Annotated in this window: 21 protein-coding genes; 8 read left to right on the top strand and 13 right to left on the bottom strand. The window is 72.1% G+C overall.

What is annotated here, in order from left to right; genetic code table 11:
* Positions 1 to 45: 45 nt before the first annotated feature.
* Complete coding sequence (gene purB / locus P2F65_RS08165) at positions 46 to 1,455, bottom strand: adenylosuccinate lyase (protein WP_275805901.1); 1,410 nt, start codon at positions 1,453 to 1,455, stop codon at positions 46 to 48.
* A 65-nt stretch (positions 1,456 to 1,520) separates the two neighbouring features.
* Here purB and P2F65_RS08160 point away from each other — a divergent pair, with 65 nt between their 5' ends.
* Positions 1,521 to 1,949: a hypothetical protein gene (locus P2F65_RS08160; protein ID WP_275805899.1), complete on the top strand. Its 429-nt coding sequence runs from the start codon at positions 1,521 to 1,523 to the stop codon at positions 1,947 to 1,949.
* A 50-nt stretch (positions 1,950 to 1,999) separates the two neighbouring features.
* On the opposite strand, the gene P2F65_RS08155 is transcribed toward P2F65_RS08160, so the two are convergent.
* From P2F65_RS08155 to P2F65_RS08105, 11 genes are all read right to left on the bottom strand, one after another.
* On the bottom strand, positions 2,000 to 2,563 hold the full coding sequence (locus tag P2F65_RS08155) for a low molecular weight protein-tyrosine-phosphatase (RefSeq protein WP_275805897.1): 564 nt from the start codon (positions 2,561 to 2,563) through the stop codon (positions 2,000 to 2,002).
* Positions 2,560 to 3,390, bottom strand: coding sequence for a M56 family metallopeptidase (locus P2F65_RS08150; protein WP_275805895.1), 831 nt, complete (start codon positions 3,388 to 3,390; stop codon positions 2,560 to 2,562). The genes P2F65_RS08155 and P2F65_RS08150 overlap by 4 nt, the downstream gene beginning before the upstream one ends.
* Positions 3,391 to 3,431: 41 nt before the next feature.
* Positions 3,432 to 3,854, bottom strand: a complete 423-nt coding sequence (locus P2F65_RS08145; protein ID WP_275805893.1) for a BlaI/MecI/CopY family transcriptional regulator — start codon at positions 3,852 to 3,854, stop codon at positions 3,432 to 3,434.
* Between the two features lie 5 nt (positions 3,855 to 3,859).
* Positions 3,860 to 5,497: a thiol reductant ABC exporter subunit CydC gene (gene cydC / locus P2F65_RS08140; protein ID WP_275805891.1), complete on the bottom strand. Its 1,638-nt coding sequence runs from the start codon at positions 5,495 to 5,497 to the stop codon at positions 3,860 to 3,862.
* Complete coding sequence (gene cydD, locus P2F65_RS08135) at positions 5,494 to 7,128, bottom strand: thiol reductant ABC exporter subunit CydD (protein ID WP_275805889.1); 1,635 nt, start codon at positions 7,126 to 7,128, stop codon at positions 5,494 to 5,496. The genes cydC and cydD overlap by 4 nt, the downstream gene beginning before the upstream one ends.
* The gene (gene cydB, locus P2F65_RS08130) at positions 7,128 to 8,168 is read right to left on the bottom strand and encodes a cytochrome d ubiquinol oxidase subunit II (RefSeq protein ID WP_275805886.1); all 1,041 of its coding nucleotides are present in this window, start codon (positions 8,166 to 8,168) and stop codon (positions 7,128 to 7,130) included. The genes cydD and cydB overlap by 1 nt, the downstream gene beginning before the upstream one ends.
* Positions 8,169 to 8,219: 51 nt before the next feature.
* Positions 8,220 to 9,668 (bottom strand): cytochrome ubiquinol oxidase subunit I, encoded by a 1,449-nt coding sequence (locus P2F65_RS08125; protein ID WP_275805884.1) that lies wholly within the window; start codon positions 9,666 to 9,668, stop codon positions 8,220 to 8,222.
* A 145-nt stretch (positions 9,669 to 9,813) separates the two neighbouring features.
* Positions 9,814 to 10,830, bottom strand: a complete 1,017-nt coding sequence (gene galE, locus P2F65_RS08120; RefSeq protein WP_275805882.1) for a UDP-glucose 4-epimerase GalE — start codon at positions 10,828 to 10,830, stop codon at positions 9,814 to 9,816.
* 57 nt (positions 10,831 to 10,887) lie between these two features.
* Positions 10,888 to 12,555 (bottom strand): substrate-binding domain-containing protein, encoded by a 1,668-nt coding sequence (locus P2F65_RS08115; protein WP_275805880.1) that lies wholly within the window; start codon positions 12,553 to 12,555, stop codon positions 10,888 to 10,890.
* Between the two features lie 104 nt (positions 12,556 to 12,659).
* Positions 12,660 to 13,061: a hydroxyphenylacetyl-CoA thioesterase PaaI gene (gene paaI / locus P2F65_RS08110; RefSeq protein ID WP_275805878.1), complete on the bottom strand. Its 402-nt coding sequence runs from the start codon at positions 13,059 to 13,061 to the stop codon at positions 12,660 to 12,662.
* A complete protein-coding gene (locus P2F65_RS08105) occupies positions 13,058 to 14,263 on the bottom strand; it encodes a 3-hydroxyacyl-CoA dehydrogenase NAD-binding domain-containing protein (protein WP_275805876.1) in 1,206 nt (401 codons plus the stop codon). Before P2F65_RS08105 ends, paaI begins: the two co-directional genes overlap by 4 nt.
* Before the next feature lie 118 nt (positions 14,264 to 14,381).
* Here P2F65_RS08105 and paaN point away from each other — a divergent pair, with 118 nt between their 5' ends.
* The 4 genes from paaN (at position 14,382) to P2F65_RS08085 (ending at position 21,397) form a co-directional block, all read left to right on the top strand.
* Positions 14,382 to 16,106: a phenylacetic acid degradation protein PaaN gene (gene paaN / locus P2F65_RS08100; protein WP_275805873.1), complete on the top strand. Its 1,725-nt coding sequence runs from the start codon at positions 14,382 to 14,384 to the stop codon at positions 16,104 to 16,106.
* 27 nt (positions 16,107 to 16,133) lie between these two features.
* On the top strand, positions 16,134 to 16,514 hold the full coding sequence (locus tag P2F65_RS08095) for a phage holin family protein (RefSeq protein WP_275805871.1): 381 nt from the start codon (positions 16,134 to 16,136) through the stop codon (positions 16,512 to 16,514).
* A gap of 343 nt (positions 16,515 to 16,857) precedes the next feature.
* Positions 16,858 to 17,949 (top strand): histidinol-phosphate transaminase, encoded by a 1,092-nt coding sequence (hisC, locus tag P2F65_RS08090; RefSeq protein ID WP_275805869.1) that lies wholly within the window; start codon positions 16,858 to 16,860, stop codon positions 17,947 to 17,949.
* 160 nt (positions 17,950 to 18,109) lie between these two features.
* A complete protein-coding gene (locus tag P2F65_RS08085) occupies positions 18,110 to 21,397 on the top strand; it encodes a S8 family serine peptidase (RefSeq protein WP_275805867.1) in 3,288 nt (1,095 codons plus the stop codon).
* Between the two features lie 90 nt (positions 21,398 to 21,487).
* On the opposite strand, the gene P2F65_RS08080 is transcribed toward P2F65_RS08085, so the two are convergent.
* A complete protein-coding gene (locus P2F65_RS08080; protein ID WP_275805865.1) occupies positions 21,488 to 21,880 on the bottom strand; it encodes a hypothetical protein in 393 nt (130 codons plus the stop codon).
* A gap of 61 nt (positions 21,881 to 21,941) precedes the next feature.
* Between P2F65_RS08080 and mgrA the strand changes: the two genes are divergently transcribed.
* From mgrA to P2F65_RS08065, 3 genes are all read left to right on the top strand, one after another.
* Complete coding sequence (mgrA, locus tag P2F65_RS08075; RefSeq protein ID WP_275805863.1) at positions 21,942 to 22,988, top strand: L-glyceraldehyde 3-phosphate reductase; 1,047 nt, start codon at positions 21,942 to 21,944, stop codon at positions 22,986 to 22,988.
* A 408-nt stretch (positions 22,989 to 23,396) separates the two neighbouring features.
* Positions 23,397 to 24,491, top strand: coding sequence for a pyruvate dehydrogenase (acetyl-transferring) E1 component subunit alpha (pdhA, locus tag P2F65_RS08070; protein ID WP_275807340.1), 1,095 nt, complete (start codon positions 23,397 to 23,399; stop codon positions 24,489 to 24,491).
* Entirely contained in the window at positions 24,491 to 25,465 is a 975-nt protein-coding gene (locus P2F65_RS08065; RefSeq protein ID WP_275805861.1) for an alpha-ketoacid dehydrogenase subunit beta, read from the top strand. Before pdhA ends, P2F65_RS08065 begins: the two co-directional genes overlap by 1 nt.
* Positions 25,466 to 25,468: the final 3 nt, after the last annotated feature.

The following is a 25,468-nucleotide window of genomic DNA, read 5'->3' as shown; positions in this document are numbered from 1 at the left end:
CACGTTGCTGCATCCCCCTGCGGCAGCGACCTGTGCTGAGTCGCGTCAGTCCAGGTAGTCCACGAGCTGCGGCGCGGCCCCGATGTAGGTGGCCGGCGTCATCGCGGACAGCCGTTTGGCGACCTCGTCGGGCAGGCCGAGGCCGGCGATGAACGCCCGCAGGTCGTCGCCGGTGATGCGGCGGCCGCGGGTCAGCTCCTTGAGCCGCTCGTAGGGCTCGTCCATCCCGGGCACACCCTGGGCGCCGAGCGCGCGCATGGCTGACTGCACCGGCTCGCCGAGCACCTCCCAGTTGGCGTCGAGGTCGGCCTCCATCGCCGATGGCACGGCGTCGAGCCCCGCGAGGCCGCGGGTGACGTTGTCGAGCGCGAGCAGCGAGTGGCCGAAGGCAGTGCCGATGTTGCGCTGCATCGAGGAGTCGGTGAGGTCGCGCTGCAGCCGCGAGGTCACCAGCGTCGACCCCAGCACGTCGAGCAGGGCGTTGGAGACCTCGAGGTTGGCCTCGGCGTTCTCGAACCGGATCGGGTTGACCTTGTGCGGCATGGTGCTCGAACCGACGGTGCCTTGGCCGCGCACCTGCGCGAAGTAGCCCATCGAGATGTAGGTCCACACGTCGGTGCAGAGGTTGTGCAGCACCCGGTTGAAGCGCGCGACGTCGGCGTAGAGCTCGGCCTGCCAGTCGTGGCTCTCGATCTGGGTGGTGAGCGGGTTCCAGGCCAGACCGAGGCCCTCGACGAAGGACTGGCTGATCGAGGGCCAGTCGGCCTCGGGCACGGCCGCCAGGTGGGCACCGAACGTGCCGGTCGCGCCGTTGAGCTTGCCGAGGTACTCCGCCGCCTCGATGCGCCGCAGCTGACGCTGGAGCCGGTGGGCAAGCACCGCCAGCTCCTTGCCCATCGTCGTCGGGGTGGCCGGCTGGCCGTGGGTGTGCGCCAGCAGCGGCACCTCGCGCAGGTCGGACGCCATGGTGGCGACCGCCTCGACCAGCGCCTGCGCCTTGGGCAGCCAGACCTGCTCGACCGCGCCCTTGACCATCAGCGCGTAGGAGAGGTTGTTGATGTCCTCGGACGTGCAGCAGAAGTGGATCAGCTCCGCCAGGCCCTTGTCCTCGGGCGCCGGGGCGATGTCGGTGAGCCGGCGCTTGAGGAAGTACTCGACGGCCTTGACGTCGTGCTGCGTGACCCGCTCGATCTCGCCCATCTCGGCGACCTGCTCGGGCCCGAACTCGTCGACGACCGCACGCAGCGCCTTCTGCTCGTCACCGGTGAGGGCCCGCACGCCGGGCACGACCTGGCGGGTCGTGAGATGGATCAGCCACTCGACCTCGACCCGCACGCGCTCGCGGTTGAGCGCCGGCTCGGAGAGGTGGTCGACGAGCGGGGCGACGGCGCTGCGGTAGCGGCCGTCCAGGGCGCCGAGGGCGAAGGGGGGAGTCGCGTCAGCAAGCGAGGCCATGGCGTTCATCCTTCCAGACCGCGTCGTACCCTCCGGAACCCGTCCACGGTCGCTAGCCTTCGCCCATGAAGCGGGGGGTTTCGCCGATCGTTCGTGTCCTCACCGCAGAGACGGTGCGCGTCACCGCCGCCGCGCTGGCCGCCGTGGCGACGCTGGCCGGTGCGACGGCGTGCGTGCGTCCGGCGCCGACACCCGAGATGCGCAGGTCGGCCGCGCTCGTGCTCGGTGTCTCCGTCGCCGGCGGAAGCCAGCGGCTGGGCGAGTGCCTGGAGGCAGCCGGTTACGACATCGACCGTGAGGCGGTCGAGCGGGGCGTCACGCGCGGGGCGGACGTCAACAGCCTGCGCGACGGGCAGCCGACGGCGGTCTACCGCGTCCGCATCGACGGCGACGACGACCTGGACTTCGCCGTGGTGTCGGACAGTGGGATGGTCGTCAACGGGTCGGACGAGAACGAGCAACTGCTGGCCGAGCTCGGCTGCTCGCTCAGCTGAGGAGCACCAGCGGGTATGCCGCCTGGCCGCGTCGGCCGCGCAGCGTCACCTCAGCGGGTGGTCACCTCGCCGTCACGGGCGGCCAGCGCGGCGCGCACGTGCTCGACCACACCGGCCGCGGCGGCGGTGACCTCGGCGTAGGTCTGGTCGAAGGCCGCGCCGTCGCCGTACCAGGGGTCGTCCATGTCGAGCTCGCCGGCGGCCACAGCCTCGGGGTCGAACTCGCGGAACAGCCGGATCCGGGAGCGCTGCTCCGGCGTGCGGGCCATCCGCCGCAGGTCGTCGACGTGCCCGGCGTCCGCGGCCAGGATCAGGTCGCGGTCGTCGAGCCAGGTGTGCTCGAACTGGCGTGCCACGTGGTCGGCGCCGCCGACGTCGGGGTGGCCGTTGCGCCGCAGCACCTCGAGCGTGCGGCGATCGGCGGGGTTGCCGACCTCCCACGCGGAGGTGCCGGCCGAGTCCACCTCCACCCGGTCGCCGAGCCCGGCCTCCGCCAGCAGCTCGCGGAGGATGAACTCGCCCATCGGCGAACGGCAGATGTTGCCGGTGCAGACCACGATGATCCGGTAGGGCACGTGACGCTCGTGGTGGGCAGGGCTCGAACCGGTGCTCATGCCCCCATTGAACCGAGCGCGAGACCCACCAGCGCGAGCGGGGCGGCCAGCACCCCGGCGGCGAACGCGTAGACGACCGGCGCCAGCCACCGCGGCGCGTCGTCCTGGGCCAGCAGTGCCATCCGGGTCCGGGTCGCGCCCACGTCGGCGGTGGCGGCCAGGGCCGTGTCGGGGTGCGACGCCCCGGCGAGGGCCACCAGGGCTCGGGCCAGCGGCACCGGCCCGGCAGCGCGCCTCGCCGCGCGGTCGGCGAGCACCTCCACCAGCAGCCGCACCTCGCGCAACGCCTCGGGCGCCTGCAGGCGAGCGGGTGCCGACTGGTGCAGAACCGTGAAGAACTCCAGCACGAGGTCGTGCCGCTCGCGCAGGTGGGCCCGCTCGTGGGCGAGCACCGCGTCGAGCTCGTCGGCGGGCAGGGTGCGCAGTGTCCCCTCGGTCAGCACCACCCGCCGGCGCAGGCCGGGCAGGCAGTATGCCGTCGGCGTGGGGTGCGCGAGCACGCGCACCTCCGCGTCGACCGCCTCGCCGAGGGCGTCGACGAGGAGCCGGTGCTCACGGCGGGCAGCCCGCAGCCGGGTGCCGACGAGGTGGCCGGACCACAGCAGCCGGCCGAGCACGAGCCCGCTGAGGACCAGCGCGGGCACCGCAGCCCACCGAGCCCAGCCGGACCCCTCGAGGACGAGCACGTGCACGGCAAGCGGCGCGGCGCTCACCGCAGCGATGAGGGCCGCGAGCGACACGGACTGCCAGCCGATCAGGGCGGCCCGCGGCGCGCGGCGGAACACCTCCTGCCGCGCCATCACCCGAGGGGCCACGGCGGTCAGCACCACGGCGAGGGCGGCCAGCGCGACCGCCGCGACGGCTGGGCTCAGCGCCGACCCCCACCGCTGGTCCGGCTGTGCCGCTGCTCGACCTCGGCCAGCGCGGCCTTGAGGTCGGCGATCTCCTCAGGCGTGGCGTCGCCGAGGAAGTGCAGCATGGCGGCTCGGCGGTCGGCCGACGGCAGGCCCTGCAGCTGCCCCAGCATGCTGCTGGCGGTGAGCTCCTCGCGGGTGCCCGCGGCGGCATACAGGTAGGCCCGGCCGGCCCGCTCCTTGACGAGCAGGCCGGCGTCGGCCAGCCGCGTCATCACCGTCATGACCGTCGTGTAGGCGAGGTCGCGGCTGCGCAGCAGGGCGTCGTGCACCTCGCGCACCGACACCGACGGCTCGCCGGCCTCGCCGAGTGCCCAGACCTGGTCCATGACCGCGCGCTCGAGGTCGCCGAGCCTGTTGATCGCCTTCGTGGGCACCGCGCTCACCTGCCTTCCGCAGCCAGTGTCGCAGCGCCGAGGTCGAGCGTGCGCGCCGCCCCGTCGAGGCCGTCGGGACGGTGGCTGACCACCACGACGGTGCGGCCGGCGCGGGCGGAGAAGAGGTCGTGCAGCACGGCCTCGGCGGTGGGGTGGTCGAGGTGCGCCACCGGCTCGTCGAGCAGCAGCACCGGACGGCCGGAGAGCAGGGCCCGTGCGATGCCCAGCCGGGCCCGCTCCCCACCGCTCACGCCCGTGCCACCCGCACCGAGGCGGGTGTCGAGCCCGTCGTGCAGCGCGTGGCGCCAGGCGCGCAGACCCGCCGCGTCGAGCGCGGCCGCCACGTCGACGTCCGTGGCCTCGGGCCGGGCCAGCCTGAGGTTCTCGCGGACGGTGCTGGCGAACAGGTGCGGCTCGTCGTCGACCACGGCGAACAGGCCCCGCAGCCCGTCGAGGTCGAGCTCGCGCACGTCGACGCCGTCCACCTCGTAGCGGCCCGAGGCCGGGTCGAGGTGGCGGGCCAGCACCGCCAGCAGGGTCGACTTGCCGCAGCCGTTGGCCCCGGTGACCGCCAAGGTGGTGCCGGGCGGCAGGTCGAGCGTCAGTGCGGCGAGGGCCGTGCGGTGCCCGTCCCACGACGCGGTGAGGTCGACGAGGCGCAGGTGAGGGGCCCGTCCCGGGGCCGTGGAAGGCAGGCGGTCGCCGGTGGGGCCGGTGGCAGGTGCCTGGTCGAGCAGGTCGTGGAGCCGCGCGTCGCTGGCCTGCGCCCGGGCCAGGGCCCGCATCGCGTCGGAAAGCGGGGACAGCACGTCGGCGAGGGCGAAGGGCGCCAGCACGAGCAGGGCAGCGACGGGGGCGCCGACGGCTGCCGGGTCGACAGTGAGGGCGGTGACCACGGTGGCCACCGCGGTCGCGAGGGGCAGCAGGGCCGCGGCGAGGGCACGGCCGCGGCTCTGGCGACGGGTGGCTGCCTCGACCGCGGCGTGGGCCTCACGCACCCAGCCCAGCGCGGTGTCCTCGGCCCCGATGGCCTGCAGGTCCCCGGCGTGCTGGGCGACCAGCTCGCTGACCCGCGACACCTCGGCCCGCGCGGCGAGCAGCTCGGCCTGCGAACGGGCCTCGAGACGCCAGGCGAGCCAGGCGGTCAGGGCCGCCACCACGAGCAGGCCGGTGACCGCCAACCCGACGCGGGGGTCGACCAGCGCGGTCAGCGCGGCGGTGAGCGCGCCGGTGACCGTCGTGGCGACCACCGGCACGGTGACCCGCACCTGCGCGTCGACCACGTCCTCGAGGTCGTCGACCACCCCGGTCAGCACGTCGGCCCGACCGCGCGTGCCGAGGCGGGCCGGGGTCAGGGGGATGAGGCGCTCGTAGACGCCGGTGCGGCGCACGGCCAGGTCGTCGAGGGCGGCGTCGTGGGAGAGCAGCCGCTCCCAGTACCGGAAGACCGGGCGGGCCAGGCCGAAGGTGCGCACCGCCACGATCGCGGTGAGCAGGGTCAGGATGATCGGCCGCTCGCTGGCCCGCACGATGAGCCAGCCAGAGGTGGCGGTGAGGGCGACCCCAGCGGAGAGGGCGGCTGCCCCGAGCAGGCCCGCGACGGCGGTGCGGGCAGTGGGGCGCAGGAGGTGGGCGCGGCTCACGGCCGGGTCTCCCCGTCGCTGGGCGACACCGTCCGGCCGTGCTCGAGGTGCACGTGCGCGTCGGCGGCGGCCACCAGCTCGGGCCGGTGGCTCACGGCGACGACGCAGCGCCGGGAGGCCAGCGTGCGGATGGCCTCGTGCGCCACCTCGGCCGACTCCGGGTCGAGGTGGGCCGTCGGCTCGTCGAGCAGCACGACCGTGGCGTCGGAGAGCGTGGCGCGGGCGAGCACGAGCCGGGCCCGCTGCCCGGCGGAGAGGCCGAAGCCGTCGTCACCGATCCGGGTGTCGAGCCCGTGCGGCATCGCGGCCACGGCGCCCTCGAGCCCGAGGTCGCGCAGCGCCTGCCACAGGGCGTCCTGGCCGGCGTTGGTGCCGAGCGAGAGGTTGGCCCGCACGGTGTCGGCGGCGAGGAAGGGGCGCTGGCTGACCAGGTGGGCCCGGGGCACGCTCAGGGTCCCGGCCTGCGGGGTGCGGGTGCCGGCGAGCAGCTCGAGCAGCGTCGTCTTGCCGGTGCCGGATGGGCCGGTGAGCACGGTCAGGCCCGGTCCGGCGGTGAGGGAGACGTCCTCGAGCACAGGAGCGGTCGTGCCGGGGTAGGTGTACGAGAGACCGGACGCGACCACGGTCGCGGACCGCGGCGGCCGGGGTGACGCGCCGGCGGTCGTCGGCTCGGTCACCGTCCCGTCCGCCCCGGCGTCCCCGGCCAGGTGACCCTGGATGTCGGCCAGCGCCTCGGCGCCGTCGGCCGCGGCGTGGAACTCGGCCCCCACCCGGCGGATCGGCCAGTACGCCTCGGGGGCCAAGAGGATCGCGACGAGGCCGGTGCCCAGGGCGACCGAACCGTGCGAGAGGCGGATGCCGACGGTGACCGCCACCATCGCCACCGAGATGGTCGCGAGCAGCTCGAGCGCGGCCGAGCTGAGGAACGCCAGCCGAAGCGTCTCCATGGTGGTGCGGCGGTGCCGCTGGCTGACCGACGAGATGGTCTCGACCTGCCGTCCGGCCCGGCCGTAGCTCACCAGCGTCGGCAGGCCGCGCATGACGTCGAGGAAGTGGCCTGAGAGGGTCGACAGGGCGCGCCAGCGGCGCTGCGTCGCGTCGCGGGTGCTGGCGCCGATGAGCGCCGCGAAGACCGGCAGCAGCGGCACGGTCACCGCCACGATGAGGGCGCTGGGCCAGTCGACGACCGCCAGCGTGGCGATCGCCAAGGGCGGCACCACGGCCGCGGTGACGAGGGCCGGCAGGTAGCGGGCGACGTAGGGCTCGACGCTCCCGGCGCCTTGGGCGGCGAGCGACACCGCGTGCGCCGGGTCGGGCCGCAGGTCGGCGTCGGCCCGCAGCCAGGCGCCGAGCAGCTGCTCCCGCAGAGCGGCACTCACCCGGGCTCCCGCCCAGGCGGACACCCGCTCGGAGGTCCACGACAGCGCGGCCCGCACCACGAAGAGACCCGCCAGCCACGCACCCGGGCGAGCGACCGGCATACCCTCCACCACCGCCACCACGACGGCGGTGAGCGCGAAGGCGGTCGCGATCGTGGCCACCCCCTGCAGCACCCCGACCACGGCCAGGGCGACCACAGGACTGCGCGCGGCCGGGGCTGCGCGCAGGAGCTGGCGGTCGAAGGGCCGCATCAGTGGGAGAGCGTGACCGGCTCGGAGGCGGCCGGGATGTGCTGGGTGCCGATGCGCTTGCGGAAGACCCAGTAGGTCCACGACTGGTAGAGCAGCACGATCGGCGTGAACACCAGCGCCACCACGGTCATGATCTTCAGGGTGTAGTCGGTGCTGGAGGCGTTGTCGACCGTGAGCGACCAGGCCTCGTTGAGCGTGCTCGGCATGACGTTCGGGAAGAGCAGAAGGAAGTAGGTCGCCACCGCCATCGCGATCGTGACGAACGTGCCGATGAAGGCCCAGCCCTCACGCCCGCGCAGGTTGGCTGCCAGCGCCGCCAGCAGAGACCCGGCCGCGATCACGGTCGTCAGCCACGACCAGGCACCGCCGTACTGGACACCCAGCACGAGCAGCAGCGTCACGGCGAGCAGCGCGGTGACCACGCCGACCTTGGTCGCCACGCCACGGGCGTCGTCGCGGATCTGTCCGGTGGTCTTCAGGGCCGTGAAGATCGCGCCGTGGGTGAGGAACAGGCCGAGCGTGACGAGGCCGCCGAGCAGCGAGACCGGGTTGAGCAGCGTGAAGAGGTTGCCGGTGAACTCCTTGTCGGCGTCGATCGGCAGGCCGTTCACGAGGTTGGTCAGCGCCACGCCCCAGAGCAGGGCGGGCACGAACGAGCCGACGATGATCGCCTTGTCCCAGTTGGCCCGCCAGCGGTCGTCGTCGCGCTTGCCGCGGTAGTCGAAGCCGAGGTTGCGCACGATCAGCGCCACGAGGATGAGCAGCAGCGGCAGGTAGAACGCGCTGAACATCGTGGCGTACCAGTGCGGGAAGGCCGCGAAGGTGGCGCCACCGGCGGTCAGCACCCACACCTCGTTGCCGTCCCAGACCGGGCCGATGGTGTTGATGAGCACCCGGCGCCGCTTCTCGGTGTCGGCGGCGTCGGTGCCGCGGCCGAGCACCGGCAGCAGCATGCCGACGCCGAAGTCGAAGCCCTCGAGGACGAAGTAGCCCGTCCAGAGCACGCCGATGATGATGAACCAGATCGTGGGGAAGTCCATTGACTTTCAGTCCTTTTCGGTATGCCGTGTGGTCGCGTCGTGCTCGTCGGCTCAGTACGCGAACGCCAGCTCGGCGTCCTCGTCCTTCTCGCTGGGGGCCGTCGGCTCCTCGTACGGCGGGGCGCCGGCGCGCAGGTAGTGGAGGAAGAGCTTGACCTCGACCACGGCGAGCACCCCGTAGAGCAGCGTGTAGACGACCATCGAGGAGGCGACCTCCCAGGCCGACACCGACGGGGAGACGCCGGTGTGGGTGGCCATCAGGCCGAAGACGATCCACGGCTGGCGGCCGACCTCGGTGAAGATCCAGCCGAAGCTGTTGCCGAAGACGGGGAGCAGCGGTGTGGCGACGATGAGCCAGGTCCACCAGCGCGCGGTGGGCACGTGGTCGCGACGGATGGCCCACAGCACGGCCGCGGCGGCCGCCATGGCGACGAAGCCGACGCCCATCATGAGGCGGAACGACCAGTAGGACAGCGGGATGTTGGGCACGTAGGTCGTGCTCTGGGTCAGGGGGTTGTCGGCGTACTTCTCGGCGTACTCGGCCTTGAGGTCGTTGATGCCCTGCACCTCGCCGTCGAAGCTGCCGGTGGCGAGGAAGGACAGCAGGCCGGGCACGGTGACCGAGAACTTCTCCTCGGAGCCGTCGAGCGAGCCCACGGTGAAGATCGAGAAGGGGGCGTTGCTGTCGGAGGACTCGTAGAGCGCCTCGGCCGCGGCCATCTTCATGGGCTGGACCTCGGTCATGATCTTGCCCTGCACGTCACCGGTGACGGCCACGGCCAGGCCGGCCACCAAGGTGACGACGGCGCCGAGGCGGGTCGCCTTGCGCCACATGCCGACCTCGGTGCGCACCGCCTCGTCGGCCGCGGCGTTGACCCTGCGCAGGTGCCACAGGCCGACGCCCATGACCATGGCGCCGCCGACCATGTAGGCGGCGAAGACGACGTGGGGGAAGGTGACGAGCTGCACCTTGTTGGTCAGCACGGCGGCGAAGTCGGTGAGCTCGGCGCGGCCGCTCTCGGGGTTGTAGCGGTAGCCGACCGGGTTCTGCATGAACGAGTTCGCGGCCAGGATGAAGTAGGCCGACAGCAGGGTGCCGATGTGCACGGCCCACATGCAGCCCGCGTGCAGCTTCTCGGGGATCCGCCCCCAGCCGAAGATCCACAGGCCGAGGAAGGTCGACTCGAGGAAGAACGCGAGGAGCGCCTCGATGGCCAGCGGGGCCCCGAAGATGTCGCCCACGAAGCGGCTGTAGTCCGACCAGTTCATGCCGAACTGGAACTCCTGCACGATGCCGGTCACCAGCCCGAGGGCGAAGTTGATCGTGAAGAGCTTGCCGTAGAACTTCGCCAGCCGGAGCATCTCGGGGTTGCGCTTGCGGACCCACGCGGTGTGGAAGACCGCCACCAGGGCGGAGAGCCCGATCGTGATGGGGACGAACAGGAAGTGGTAGACGGTCGTGATGGCGAACTGCCACCGCGCGAGGTCGAGCGCGTCCATGCGAAGGGGCTCCTGGGCAGGCTGATGAACTACTACAGGTCGTAGTGGATACTACGTTATGTAGTAGTTCGTCCGCATGGGCCGTTGGTCCCGCCCGGCAGGGGCGAGGGTCACCTCAAGGCGCCGCGCAGGGGCGCGGAAGGCCTCAGTCCGGGTACCCGAGCGGGTTGTTGCGCTGCCAGTTCCACTGGTCGGCGCACATGTCGTCGATGGTCCGGGTCGCCCGCCAGCCGAGCTCCGCCTCGGCCAGGGAGGGGTCGGCGTACGACGCGGCGATGTCGCCGGCCCGGCGCTCCACGACCTCGTAGGCAAGCTCGTGCCCGCAGGCCCGCTCGAACGCGTGGAGCACCTCCAGCACGCTGCTCGGCTGTCCCGTGCCGAGGTTCCAGGTCGACACCGTCCGGTCGGTGGCTGCGAGCCGGTTCAGGGCCGCCAGGTGGCCCGCGGCGAGGTCCTCCACGTGGATGTAGTCGCGCAGCGCCGTGCCGTCGGGGGTGTCGTAGTCGCCGCCGAAGACCCGCAGCCTGTCGAGCTTGCCCACGGCGACCTGGGCGATGAACGGCATGAGGTTGTTGGGGATGCCCTGCGGGTCCTCGCCGATGGTGCCCGAGGCGTGCGCACCCACGGGGTTGAAGTAGCGCAGCAGGGCGATGCGCCACTGCTCGTCGGTGCGCGCCACGTCGCGCAGCACCTGCTCGATCATCACCTTGGTCCAGCCGTAGGGGTTGGTCGCCGACGTGGGGAAGTCCTCGCGCATCGGCACCGGCGCGTTCTCGCCGTACACGGTGGCCGAGGACGAGAACACCAGCTTGTGCACGCCGTGCCGCTTCATCGCCCGCACCAGCGCGAAGGTGGAGTCGAGGTTGTTCTGGTAGTACTCCAGCGGCACCTCGACGCTCTCGCCCACGGCCTTGAGGCCGGCGAAGTGGATGACCGCGTCGATCTTGCGGTCGGCGAACAGCGCCTCGGTCTTGTCGCGGTCGGTCAGGTCGAAGGCGTGCACCTCGAGGTGCCGCCCTGTCAGCGCCTCCAACCGGCCGACGACGGTCGGCTTGGAGTTGGCGAAGCTGTCGACGACGACGACCTCGTGGCCGGCCGCCACGAGCTGGACGACCGTGTGGGAACCGATGTAGCCGGCTCCGCCGGTGACGAGAACTCGCATGGCCACAACCGTAGGCCCTCGGCCTGCAGCGATGCAGGTCCGGGCCGTGGGTGCGGGTCAGCCGCGCGTCATCAGGGCCTGGATGAAGACCGTCGTGATGTCCTGCGGGTCCTCGGCGACGAAGCTCGCTCCGCCGGCGGTGCGAGCGATCGACGCCAGGGTCCTGGCGTCGGTCTGGTCGCCGAGGCCCACGAGGATCACACGCACCGGCCGCTCGGGGTCGCGCTCGCTGCGGAGCGCGTCCAGGAGCTGCTCCAGCGAGATGCCCTGCGCGTCCTCGTTGACCCCGTCGGTGAGCAGCACGACCGAGTTCACGTAGCCGGGCTCGTAGCCCTTCTTCACCGACCGGTAGGCGGCCAGCAGCGAGTCGTAGAGGCCGGTGTCGCCCGCCAGGGTGCGCGGCAGCCTCGCGAGCTCGCGACTCAGGGCGTCCTTGTGGGTGCCACCCGCGACCCGGTCGGTGAGGGTGCGGATCGGCACCAGCTCGCGGTGGTCCGTGCCCGGCCCTCCCCGGTCGGTGGAGAACTCCCAGAGCCCGACCTGGGAGCTCTGCGGGAAGGTGTTGAGCGCGGTGACCGCGGCGTCGCGCGCCAGCTCGATACGGCTGCGGTCGCCTGCCCTTGCCTTCATCGACCCGGACACGTCCATCACCGCGAGCATGCGCATGTCGGTGCGGACGGCGGTCCACAGCTCCAGGGCCGAGGCGCGTTCCTCGGGCGTCGCCGCCTTGACGAGCTTCACCGGTCCGCTCGGGATGCCGGCCACCCGCGGTGAGCCGGAGCCGCCTGCCGCTCGGAAGCCGGCCGCGGCCACGTCGGCCGCGCCCTTCTCGGAGCGGACCTCGGCGAGGAGCCGGTCGGTCAGGGCCCGCTTGCCCGGGGCCAGCCCGTCTGCGGTCGACCAGGGGTAGTCGAGTGTCGCGGTGCCCTCGGCGGGGATCACCGCCGCCAGCGTGGCCGCGGGGTGCTTGCGGTTGAAGCCGGCGACGGCCTGCTCGGACGCCGGGAAGGCAGGGGAGCTCTCCGGCTCCTGGGCGTAGGCGTCGAAGAGCTCGGACTCGGAGCCCGCCGCGGTGCGCGAGAGGCGGATCATGCTCGCGCCGGAGATCCTGCGGGCCGCCTCCGAGCTGCCGAGGGCGGAGCGCACGGTGAAGAGTGCGAGGCGGCCGGTGGCATCGGCCTCCGGGTCGGCCATCCGCACAGGGGTCGCGCCGGTGAGCAGGGTGCGCCACTGCGGGCGGGCGGAGCCGACCTTGGCGGCGAGGTGGGTGGGCATGGCGAGCACGATGGGGCTGCTGGCGACGGACGCGGCAACCCGCCACGGGTTCGCCGGCTCGGTGGCGGCGAGCTGCTCGACCCACAGGGAGGAGTCGGACACCCAGGCGTCGGGGCTGTCACCGGCCGCGATGGCGGCGGCGACGGCCGCGGGGGCGGCGGCCTGCACCGAGTAGCTCGCACAGACCCCGGCTGCGGTCGCCCGCTTGGCGGCGGCCTGCACCACGGGCGCGATCTGCTGCGCGACGGCGACGGAGACGACCGGCCGCTGCGGGCAGCCCGCCGCGCCTGCCGGGCCGGTCGCGGCCTCGCCGGGGTCGAGCCAGAGCAGGGTGGTGGGCACCGCCACTGCGGCGGTCAGGGCGGCGGCGAGCGCGGCGGAGGCGCCGGTGCCGAGACGTCGTGGGGGCCGAGCGTGGCGGCGAGTCCTGGGCGCGGTGTGCCGTCCCATGGGTCTCCCTGGAGGTGATGCGGACAACAGCAGGCCGGGGTGGTCCCCCGGCCGCCGGACAGTATGCGTGGAATGTCCGCCTCGGGAAAAGCCCTGTGCGTCGTCTACGCCCGCACGGCGCGCGACCGACCGCGGAACTCGGCGATCACCGCACCGTCGTCCTCCCGGGTGACGGTCACGTCGGTGATGCCGTTGCGGCCGTATGCCGTGCGCACCCGCGCCTCGGCCACGAGGACGTCGCCGCGCCTCGCCGCGGCGATGAAGGTGATGTCCGCCCCCGCAGCGACCGTGGTCTGGCCGCGGCTGTTGCAGGCCAGCGCGAACGCCGAGTCCGCCAGGGTGAAGATGTAGCCGCCGTGGGCGATGTCGTGCCCGTTGACCATGGCGTCGGTGATGGTCATGCGCACCTCGGCGTGGTCGACCTCGATCACGACGGCGTCCATGCCGAGTGCCCGGGAAGCCTCGTCGTCCTGCCACATGCGTTCGACGTGCTGGAGGTCGGTCATCGGGCGCCGCCTCCCGCCAGGGCGGGGCTCGGTCGGTACCGTCCGCCCGGGAACGCGCGGTCGAGGGTCGCGAGCTGGTCCGCCACCACGGCATACCCGATCTCACGGCCCCACGCGATGGGGCCCCTGGGGTAGTTGGTGCCGAGGGTCATGGCGGTGTCGACGTCCTCGGGGCTCGCCTCGCCGCGGTGGACGAGGTCCACCGCCTCGTTGACCAGCATCGCCAGGGTGCGCGCGACCGGGTTGGTCTCCACGGGCCCGGCGAGCAGCTCGGCGACCCGGGCCTGGTCGGCAGCGGGCTCGAGCGGGCGGCCGTCACTGCCGTAGGTGTAGACGCCTCGACCCGTCTTGCGGCCCAGGTGGCCGGCGGCGACGAGGTCCTGCTGCAGGGCGGTCGGGGCGTAGCGCGGGTCGCGTCCGGTCTGCTCCCAGACGCTGGTGCCGACCGCGAGGTTGACGTCCTGGCCGATCAGGTCGGTCAGCTCGAGGGGACCCATGCGGAAGCCGGCCGAGCGCACGGCCGCGTCGAGGGTCGCGGCGTCGGCGACGCCGTCCATGAGCATGCGCTGCGCCTCGCCGTAGTACGGCCGGGCCACCCGGTTGACGATGAAGCCCGGCGTGGAGGCGCATACCACCGGCGTCTTGCCCCAGGCCCGCATGAGGTCGGCCGCCGTCTCGACGACCGAGGCGGCCGACTCCCGGCCGCGCACCACCTCGACGAGTCGCATCGCCGGCGGCGGGTTGAAGAAGTGCAGGCCGATCACCCGGCCGGGCTCGGGAAGGCCCTCGGCGATGGCGCCGATGTCGAGGCTGGAGGTGTTGCTGGCCAGCACGGTGTCGGGCCGCTGGCGCTCGGCGAGCTGCGCGAACAGGGCGCGCTTGGTCTCGAGGTCCTCGCGGACGGCCTCGATCACGAGGGTGCTGGCGGGCAGCTGCGACACCGAGTCGACGGGGGTGATGCGCTCGACGGTCTCCTCGAGCTGGGCGGAGCTGATCCGGCCCTTGGCCTCCTGGCGCTGGAGGCTGGCGATGATGCCGGCCACGGCCTTCTCGACCACGCCGCTGACGGCGTCGACGAGGGTGACGGGGTGGCCTGCCGATGCGGCCACCTGCGCGATGCCGGCGCCCATGGCCCCTGCGCCGACGACCGAGACGGGTTGGTGGGCAGGGTGTGGGGGAGCTGCCTCCGACGGCGGTGTCATGGCGTCATGGTCGCACCCGCAGGTCCGCCGCGCCGCGACCCGTCGACGCCCGGCGTGTGACACCCAGCCTGCGTTCCGGCGGTCCCGGCGTCACATCGCGCCGACTACAGTGGTGGTCATGACGACGGCAACGACGCCCGCCACCCACCCGCTCGTCGAGCGGCACAGCGCCGAGCTCGACGAGGCGGCAGCAGCGCTGGCCGCCCGCACCTACTTCTCGCGCTACCCGGAGTCCCCGTCGCCCCGGGTCTACGGCGAGGGGGCCGCCGAGCAGGGGAAGGCCGCCTACGAGGCCCACCTCGGCAAGCCGTTCGCGGCGCTGGCCGACCAGCCCACCGACGGCACCACGGTCGGCGACGAGGTGTCGCCCTACGGCCCGGCCCTCGGCGTCGCCTACCCGCACCTCGACGTCGACGCGGCCGTCGCCGCCGCCGAGGCAGCCCTCCCCGCCTGGCGCGACGCAGGGGCGAGGGTCCGCGCGGCCGTCTGCCTCGAGATCGTCGACGCCATCAACAAGCGGTCGTTCGAGATGGCCAACGCCGTGATGCACACGACCGGCCAGCCGTTCGTGATGGCCTTCCAGGCGGCCGGGCCGCACGCCCAGGACCGGGCGCTGGAGTCCATCGTCGCCGGGATGGTCGAGCAGGAGCGCGTGCCCGCCTCCGTCGAGTGGGTCAAGCCCGGCCGGGCCAAGGACGGCAGCGACGCCTCGATCCGGATGCGGAAGGACTACCGGGTGGTGCCGCGCGGCATCGCCCTGGTGATCGGCTGCAACACGTTCCCCACCTGGAACGGCTACCCCGGCCTCTTCGCCTCGCTCGTCACCGGCAACCCGGTGATCGTCAAGCCGCACCCGCGCGCCGTGCTGCCGCTGGCGATCTCGGTCGAGGCCGCCCGCACCGTGCTGCGTGACGCCGGTTTCGACCCCGCCCTCGTCCAGCTGGCCGCCGAGGCCGACGGCGAGGGCCTGGCCAAGGTCCTGGCCGAGCGCGACGAGGTCAAGGTCATCGACTACACGGGTGGGCCCGGGTTCGGCACCTGGCTCGAGGAGAACGGCGCCGCCCGCGGCCAGCTGGTCTACACCGAGAAGGCCGGCGTCAACACGGTCGTCGTCGACTCGACCGACAACCTGCGCGGCGTGCTCGGCAACCTCGCCTTCTCGCTGACGCTCTACTCCGGTCAGATGTGCACCACCCCGCAGAACGTCTACGTCCCCCGCGACGGCATCGACACCGACGAGGGCCACCTGTCCTTCGAGGAGTTCGGCCAGCGGCTCGGCTCCGCGATCGGCAGGCTCACCGGCGACGACGCCAAGGCCGTCGAGCTGCTCGGTGCCACCGTCAACGAGGGGGTGCGCGCCAACGCCAGTGGCATCGCAGACCTCGCCGAGGAGGCGGGCGGCACGGTGGTGCTGGACTCCCGCGAGGTGAGCCACCCGGCATACCCGGACGCGGTCGTCCGCGCCCCTGGGCTCGTCGCCATCGACGCCAGCCGTGAGGACGTCTACACCCGCGAGTGCTTCGGGCCGGTCACGTTCCTCATCGGCACGGCGTCGACGGAGCAGTCGCTGGCGCAGTTCCGCGACACCGTCCGCGAGCACGGCGCCATGACGGCCGCGGTCTACTCGACCTCCGAGGAGGTCCTGGAGCACGCTCGCGAGGCGGCCGCCGACGCAGGCGTGGCGCTCTCCGAGAACCTCACCGGGCAGGTCTTCGTCAACCAGACGGCCGCGTTCTCCGACTACCACGGCACCGGCGCCAACCCGGCGGCCAACGCGGCCTACGTCGACGCTGCCTTCGTGGCGAGCCGGTTCCGGGTGGTGACGGCCCGTCGCCACGTCTGACGGCTGCCGGTCTGGCACGATCGCGCCATGATGTCCTTCCTCATCAAGGTCGGGATCAACGGTGTCGCCCTCTGGGTCGCTGCCTGGATCGTCGATGGCATCGGCTTCGGGGAAGGACAGTTCGGCTCCAAGTTCGCCACGGTCGTGCTCGTCGCGCTGTTGTTCGGGCTGATCAACGCGGTCCTCAAGCCCATCGCGACGTTCTTCTCGTTCCCGCTGATCATCCTGACGCTCGGGCTGTTCACCGTGCTGGTCAACGCCTTCATGCTGCAGGTCACCGAGTGGATCGCCGACCCGCTGGGCCTGAGCTTCGTCATCGACGAGTTCTGGTGGGACGCCATCTGGGGCGCGCTCATCATCAGCGTCGTCTCGATGGTGCTCGACTGGGTCCTTCCGGACGGCGACTGAGCCGCTTGGCGAGACCTGCCGGGCACGAGGCGGGCGCCCGGCGCGCACCCAAGCGGGCACCAGGGCATGGCCGTCGGCTGCGGTTTCCCGCCCACCTCGACGTGCTCCCGTCGGACCTGCGGCCGTCCAACCGGGGAGCGGGCCCCCGTTACGACCGGCCGGAGGCGCAGGGCTGGTATGCCCTGCGCCCGACGCGGGACCGCGCGACTGCCGCAGGAGCTGAACGTCCTGCCGAGCACCCCACCGTGCACGAGCTGGCCGAGCGCCGCAGCACCCGGCGCGCGCAGGCCAGGGCTCGGTGGCAGTCGCGGACCGGGCGCCCGTAGCCCCTTAGAGTGACGCCATGACCGAGCACAGCGACGTCCGCCTGCGCAGCGCCCTCACCCAGGTGCCTGCCTACGTCCCCGGCAAGCCGGCGGCACCCCGCGAGGGCGTCACCGCCTACAAGGTCTCGTCCAACGAGAACCCCTACCCGCCGCTGCCGAGTGTGCTCAAGGTGGTCCAGGAGGCCGCCACCCAGATCAACCGCTACCCCGACATGGCCGTCACCGAGCTGTCCAACGCGCTCGCCGACCACCTCGGTGTGCCGGTCGAGCACATCGCCACGGGCACGGGCAGCGTCGGCGTGCTCGGCCAGATCATACAGGCCACCTGCGACCCGGGCGACGAGGTCGTCTTCGCCTGGCGTTCGTTCGAGGCCTACCCCATCGTCACCGCGCTCGCAGGGGCCTCGGCCGTCAAGGTCGGCCTCGACGAGCACTGCCGCCACCGGCTCGACGCGATGCTCGCCGCGGTCACCGAGCGCACCAAGGTCGTGCTCGTCTGCACGCCCAACAACCCGACCGGGCCGATCGTCCACCACGACGAGCTCGAGCGGTTCCTCGACGCCGTGCCGTCCCGGGTGCTCGTGGTCATCGACGAGGCCTACCTCGAGTTCGTCCAGGACCCGCAGGCGCCCGATGCCCTCGCTCTCTACCGCGACCGGCCCAACGTCGTGGTGCTGCGCACCTTCTCCAAGGCCTACGGACTGGCCGGCCTGCGGGTGGGGTATGCCGTGGCGCACGAGCCCATCGCCGGTGCACTCCGCAAGACGGCGGTGCCGTTCGGGGTCAACTCCTTGGCGCAGGCCGCAGCGGTCGCGTCGCTGGGCGCGTTCGACGAGCTCAAGGAGCGGGTCGACGCCATCGTCGCCGAGCGCACCCGGGTGGTGGAGGCGCTGCGCATGCAGGGCTGGTTCATCCCCGAGACACAGGCCAACTTCGTCTGGTTCCCCCTCGGCGAGCGCAGCACGGCCTTCACCCAGGCGGCCCAGGAGGCCGGCCTCACGCTGCGCCAGTACGGCGACGACGGGGTGCGCGCCACGATCGGCGAGCGCGAGGCCAACGACGGGCTCATCCGTGTGGCCGGCGAGTTCCTCGAGGCCGTCAGCACCTGACCTGCGCGTGGCGGGTTGACCCTGCTTCGGGTCACCTTGCCAAGAATTTACCTTTCCCTCGGCGGCAGGGCGGTTGCCACGGGTGACACTTCCGCCTGTGTGCCCGGCAACCCCGGGCCACGGCCGGGCGCAGGGCCCGGCATGGAGGAGAGGACACCACGTGACCGTTCGACGCACCCCGCGACGCGGCCTCACGACGGTTGCCGGGATCGCCGCGGCCGGCCTGGTCGCAGCAGCCACCGCCCAGACGGCGGCGGCTGAACCCGGAGGACAGTCAGGCATCGACAGGGCGCCCCAGGCGCAGTCGGAGAAGGGCAAGCTCAAGAAACCGCAGCCCAAGGACAAGCTGGGCCAGCACGACCGCGAGCTCCTCGCCCGCGCCATCGACGACGGGGCCAAGCGGGTCACCGTGATCCTCGCGACGGAGAAGGGCTCCACGGCCTCTGTCGTGAAGAGCATCAAGGCCGCCGGCGGATGGATCTCGCTGTCCAGCGACCGGCTCGGTTACGTCAGCGCCAGTGTGCCGACCGGCAAGGTCGACAGCCTCGCCACGTCCGCCGCCATCCTCGCCGTCGACCTCAACGAGTCGATCCCGCTGCCGAAGCCCGAGGCTGACAGCGCCGGCACCGCGTCGACCGCAGCCGTCGCCGGCCCGGGAGCGGGTACGGCCGACGACAACCCCTTCATGCCCACCCGTGACACCGGTTCGGTGGCGTTCAAGGACGCCCACAGCGCCTGGGACGGCCGCGGCGTGACCATCGGCGTCATCGACTCGGGTGTCGACCTCGACCACCCGGCCCTGCAGAAGACCACCACCGGCGAGCGCAAGATCGTCGACTGGGTCACCGGCACCCACCCGTTGCTCGAGAGTGACGGGTCGTGGCGCGCCATGCTGACCTCGGTGAGCGGCCCGACCTTCACATACGCGGGCGCGACCTGGACGGCCCCCCACGGCTCCTACAAGGTCAACCGCCTCTCCGAGAGCATCTCGGCCAGCAGCGACGCGGCCGGTGACTTCAACCGCGACGGCGACAAGACCGACACGTGGGGCGTGCTCTACGACGAGACGACCCACGACATCTGGGTCGACGCCAACCAGGACCGCGTCTTCTCCGAGAACGAGAAGATGCGGCCCTACAAGGAGAAGTTCGACGTCGGGCACCTCGGCACCGACAACCCGGACACCGCCATCGCAGAGTCGATGCCGTTCGTCGTCGAGTACCGCGAGGACGTCGACCTCAAGCCTGCCGGCATCAACGGCACGGCCGACTTCGTCAACATCGGTCTGGTCGAGTCCGCCCACGGCACGCACGTCGCGGGCATCGCGGCCGGCCACAGCCTGTTCGGCGGCGAGATGGACGGCCAGGCGCCCGGCGCGAAGATCGTCTCCACCCGGGCCTGCTCGTGGGGTGGCGGCTGCACGGCCGTGGCCCTCACCGACGGCATGGTCGACCTCGTGGTCAACCGCGGCGTCGACGTGGTCAACATGTCGATCGGCGGCCTGCCCGCCCTGAACGACGGCAACAACGCCCGGGCACGCCTCTACGACCGCCTCATCAACGACGAGGGCGTCCAGCTCGTCATCTCGGCGGGCAACAGCGGCCCCGGCATCAACACGATCGGCGACCCGTCCGTCGCCACCGACGTCGTGAGCGTGGCCTCCTCCATCACGAAGGAGACCTGGCTGTCGAACTACGGCGCGGAGGTCACCTCCCCGCTGACGCTGCACAACTACTCCTCGCGCGGCCCGCGCGAGGACGGCGGCTTCAAGCCCAACGTGATGGCGCCCGGGTCGGCGATCTCCTCGATCCCCACCTGGCAGCCGGGTGGTCCGGTCCCCGAGGCCGGCTACTCGCTCCCGCCGGGGTACGCCATGTTCAACGGCACCTCGATGGCCTCGCCCCAGACCGCGGGCGGCGTGGCCCTCCTGCTGTCGGCGGCCAAGGCCAGCGGGCTGGAGGTCACCCCGCGCCAGCTGCGCGACTCGCTCTACACCTCGGCGGACTTCGTCGACGGTGTCGAGGCCATCGGCCAGGGGGCTGGCCAGGTCGACGTCCCCGGCGCCTGGGAGCTCCTCAAGGCCTCCCCGGCGTCACAGGACTACAGCGTGGCGGCCCCGGTCTGTACGCCCATCTCGGACTTCCTGGCCACTCCGGACCAGGGCACGGGTGTCTACAACCGCTGTGACGCGGCGAACGGTGGCCAGGTCGCCGGTGAGTCCAAGACCTACGTCGTGAAGGTGACCAGGACGTCGGGCGCGGATGGCCGGGTGGCGCACAACCTGCGCCTCGTCGGCAACGACGGCACCTTCTCGCTGCCCGCCAAGAGCCGGCCGATGCCGCGCGGTGGCACGGTGGACGTCCCTGTCAAGGCCCTCACCAGCACGCCGGGTGCCCACTCCGCGATCCTGGAGATCGACGACCCGGCCACCGCTGTCGTCGACCACCGGGTGCTGCTCACGGTGGTGCTGGCCAAGGACCTTCTCGCCCCGTCGTTCGCCCAGACCCAGTCGGGCACGGTCGAGCGCAACCTCACGAAGAAGATGTTCGTGTCGGTTCCCGAGGGCGCCAAGGCGCTCCAGGTGAACCTCAGCGGGGTCGGCGCGGGCAGCCAGGTCCGGTGGATCGCCTACAACCCCTACGGCGTCCCGGTGGAGTCGACCTCGTCGCTGGCCTGCTTCACCAACTTCAGCGCTGCGTCCTGCAACAGCACCTCACGCGCATACGCCAACCCGCTGCCGGGCATCTGGGAGCTCCAGGTCGAGGCGCGCCGGACGTCGCCGCAGCTGGTCAACTCCTTCGCCCTCCAGGCGGCGGCCCAGGGCGTGACCGTGGACCCGGCGAGCCAGACGGTGGCCTCGGCGACCGCCGGACAGCCGGCCCCCGTGTCGTGGACGGTGACCAACGACTTCGGCGCCGTGAGCGTGACGCCGAAGGGCGGCTCGCTGGGCAGCGCGGTGTCCGAGCGCAGGACGATCGCCAACCACGAGGTGCGGGACTTCACCGTCACCGTTCCCGCGGGTGCCGAGCGCCTGACGGCGACGATCGGCTCGCCCTCCGACCCGGGTGCCGACCTCGACCTGTTCGTCCTGAACGCTGCGGGCACGCGGGTCGGGCAGTCGGCCGACGGCGACTCCGAGGAGTCGGTGACCCTGGTCAACCCGGCAGCAGGCACCTACACCATCCGGGTGGACGGGTACTCCGTCCCGGCGGGCACCACGGAGTACTCCTACCTCGACGTGTTCTTCTCCTCGGCGCTCGGCTCGCTCACGGTCCCCGCGACCTCGGTCGCGCTGGCGCCGGGCGCCTCGACGCCCGTCAGTGGGGAGATCACGGCGAACACGGCTCCGGCAGCCGGGCGGCAGCTCTTCGGCGAGATGCGTGTCGTCTCGTCGGAGAACGCCGTGCTCGGCACCGGCTCGGTGGTGGTCGGCTCGGTCACGCCGTAGCAGCAACACGAAGGGCAGGTCGCCGGACACGGTCCGGCCGACCGGCGAGGGACCCCGCGGGCACGACGCCCGCGGGGTCCTTCGTCCCCGTCAGCGCCCGATCACCGACTCCACCCGGAAGGGAGTCCCCTGCTGGCACGTGGTGACGACCTCCGGGGCAGGTGTGCCCCGGAGGGTGACGGTCTGGCCGGCGTCGAGCCCCGCCGTGTTGCCGACCAGGACCCAGGAGCCGTCCGTGGTGGCGCTCTCCGGGGTGAAGACCAGGCAGCCGGCCTCGACACCCTCGGTGATGGCGCCGCGCACCTCGATGACCGCGCTGGAACCGGACGAGGGAAGGGTGAGGTCCTCCACGGGGGTGGAGGTCGGGCTCTCCGTGGTGGACGGGCTGCCGGGTCGGGCGGAGGGCCCGTCCGCGCTGCCGCAGGCGGTGAGCCCGGTCAGCGCGGCCAGGACCACGACGGCGAGCAGTCGGTGGGTGGTCACCAGCCCATCCTCATCGCTCCCGGCCTCGCCCGCCAGAGCCACCAGCCCTAGGGTGGCGAGCATGGTCGACACCTGGCTCCCGGCATACCAGCCCAACCCCGACCGCTACGGCCCGATGCCCTACCGCAAGGTGGGCCAGAGCGGCCTGCGGCTCCCGGCGATCTCCCTCGGGCTGTGGCACAACTTCGGTGACGACAAGCCGTTCGACGTCCAGCGCGCCATCCTGCGCCGCGCCTTCGACATCGGCATCACGCACTTCGACCTCGCCAACAACTACGGCCCGCCCTACGGCAGTGCCGAGACCAACTTCGGCCGGCACTTCCAGGACGACTTCAGGCGCTACCGCGACGAGCTGGTCATCAGCTCCAAGGCGGGCTGGGACATGTGGCCGGGCCCTTACGGCGACGGCGGCTCCCGCAAGTACCTCATCGCGAGCCTCGACCAGACCCTTCAGCGCACGGGGCTCGACTACGTCGACATCTTCTACAGCCACCGCCCCGACCCCGACACCCCGCTCGAGGAGACGATGGGTGCGCTGGCGAGCATCGTCCACCAGGGCAAGGCGCTGTATGCCGGCATCTCCAGCTACGGCCCCGAGCTCACCGTCCGCGCGGCGGACCTGCTGGCCGACATGGGTGTGCCGCTGCTGATCCACCAGCCGAGCTACTCGATGCTGAACCGCTGGGTCGAGGGCGGCCTGCTCGACACCCTCGGTGAGCGGGGCATCGGCTGCATCGCGTTCAGCCCGCTCGCGCAGGGGATGCTGACCAACAAGTACCTCGGCGGCATCCCCGAGGGGTCGCGCGCCGCCCAGGGCAAGTCGCTCTCGCCCGACCTGCTGACCGACGAGTCGCTCACCCACGTGCGCCGCCTCAACGACATCGCCCAGGAGCGCGGCCAGTCGCTGGCGCAGATGGCGCTGGCCTGGGCCCTGCGCGACGAGCGGGTCACCTCGGTGCTCATCGGCGCCTCCAGCGTGGAGCAGCTCGAGGACAGCGCCGCGGCGGTCTCGAACCTGCGCTTCTCCGACGCCGAGCTTCAGCAGATCGACCAGCACGCCGTCGACGCGGGCATCGACCTCTGGCGCACCCAGTCCGACCTCAGCTGAAGTCCCTTTATCGGGTGACCCGATAAAGGGGCGCTCAACCCCGGGTGGCACCCGAGGTGAAGCGCACCTTTCCGGGGTGGAGCGGCAATGCCCCGTGCGCCCATCCCGGATTCTGAGATTTTCCGGGCGGCCGGTACATTCGGCGGTGCAAGGCCTTTGTGAGCGCCACCACACCTCGGTGGCCTGATCCACCCTTGCCGCAGTGACCAGCAGCGGTGACCCCGCGGGGCCACCGCGGCCCGAGCCGAGGGGCGCCGGACACCCCGGTGACCCGAGGGAACAGGAGTGCCTGTGAGCGACAACGCCGTCGCCAGCCCGAGCGAGACCGCCGACCCGAGTGCCCACGAGCACCAGGCGCTGGCCGAGCTGACCGCGCCGGTCCCCGAGGTGGGAGACGGCGGGCCCGAGATGGTGCAGCTGCTGACCCCGGAGGGGCAGCGCGTCGAGAGCACTGAGTACGACCACTACGTCGCGGACCTGACCGACGAGGACCTGCGTGGCTTCTACCGCGACCTGGTCCTGATCCGCCGGGTCGACGCCGAGGCCACCGCGCTCCAGCGCCAGGGTGAGCTGGGCATCTGGGCCAGCCTGCTCGGCCAGGAGGCCGCCCAGGTCGGCTCCGGTCGCGCGCTGCGTCCGCAGGACTACGCCTTCCCGACCTACCGCGAGCACGGCGTCGCCTGGTGCCGCGGGGTCAACCCGCTCAACCTGCTCGGCCTCTTCCGCGGGGTCAACCACGGTGGCTGGGACCCCAACGAGAAGAACTTCCACCTCTACACGATCGTGATCGGCGCCCAGACGCTGCACGCCACCGGCTACGCGATGGGCATCCAGCGCGACGGCGACGTGGGCACCGGCGACGACTCCCGGGACGCCGCGGTCATCGCCTACTTCGGCGACGGCGCGTCGGCCCAGGGTGACGTCAACGAGGCCTTCGTCTACGCCGCGGTCAACAACGCCCCGGTCGTGTTCTTCTGCCAGAACAACCAGTGGGCCATCTCCGAGCCCAACGAGCGCCAGACCCGCATCCCGCTCTACCAGCGCGCGCGCGGCTTCGGCTTCCCCGGCGTGCGGGTCGACGGCAACGACGTGCTCGCGGTGTATGCCGTGACGCAGCAGGCGCTCAACGCCGCCCGCAGCGGCAACGGCCCCACGTTCATCGAGGCCTACACCTACCGGATGGGCGCCCACACCACCTCGGACGACCCGACCAAGTACCGCGTCTCGGCGGAGGTCGAGGTCTGGAAGCACCGTGACCCGATCGAGCGCCTCAAGGCCTACCTCGTGCACGAGAAGAAGGCCGACCAGGACTTCTTCGACGCGATCGACCGCGAGGCCGACGAGCTGGCCGCCACCGTCCGCGAGGGCTGCCTGACCATGCCCGACCCGACCCCCGAGTCGATGTTCGAGCACGTCTACGTCGAGCCGCACCCTCTCGTGGAGCAGGAGCGCCGCGAGTTCGTCGACTACCACGCCGGCTTCGCGGCGGAGGGGGGCCACTGATGACCACCATGACGATCGCCAAGGGCATCAACAACGGCCTGCGCGTGGCCATGGAGAAGGACTCGCGCGTCGTCCTCATGGGTGAGGACATCGGCAAGCTCGGCGGTGTCTTCCGCGTCACCGACGGCCTGCAGAAGGACTTCGGCGAGGACCGCGTCATCGACACCCCGCTCGCAGAGGCCGGCATCGTCGGCACCGCGATCGGCATGGCGCTGCGCGGCTACCGCCCGGTCGTGGAGATCCAGTTCGACGGCTTCATCTACCCGGCGTTCGACCACATCGTCAGCCAGGTCGCCAAGATGCGGGCGCGCTCGCTCGGCAAGGTCAAGCTGCCGATGGTCATCCGCATCCCCGTCGGCGGCGGCATCGGCGCGGTCGAGCACCACAGCGAGTCCAACGAGGCCTACTTCGCCCACACCGCGGGCCTGAAGGTCGTCTGCTGCTCCAACGCCGAGGACGCCTACTGGATGATCCAGCAGGCCATCGAGACCGACGACCCGGTGCTCTTCTACGAGCCCAAGCGCCGCTACTGGGACAAGGGTGAGGTCGACGAGACCGCCGCTCCCCGCGAGCTGTTCAAGGCGCAGGTATGCCGCGAGGGCACCGATGCGACGCTGGTCGCCTACGGCCCCATGGTCAAGACCTGCCTGCAGGCCGCCGAGGCGGCCGAGGCCGAGGGCAAGAGCCTCGAGGTGATCGACCTGCGCTCGCTGAGCCCGCTCGACATGGACGTGCTCACCTCGTCGGTCAGGAAGACCGGTCGCATGGTGGTCGTGCACGAGGCGTCGACCTTCCTCGGCCTCGGCGCCGAGGTCGCCGCGTCGATCACGCAGCAGTGCTTCTACCACCTCGAGGCCCCGGTGCTCCGGGTCGGCGGCTACAACCTCCCCTACCCGCCGAGCAAGCTCGAGGAGGAGTTCCTCCCCGACCTCGACCGGGTGCTCGACGCCGTCGACCGCTCGCTGGCCTACTGAGAG

It is taken from the genome of Knoellia sp. p5-6-4, assembly GCF_029222705.1.
Taxonomy (GTDB): domain Bacteria; phylum Actinomycetota; class Actinomycetes; order Actinomycetales; family Dermatophilaceae; genus Pedococcus_A.
Note: the sequence above shows the minus strand (reverse complement) of the source record. Positions and strands in the feature narration are given on the sequence as shown.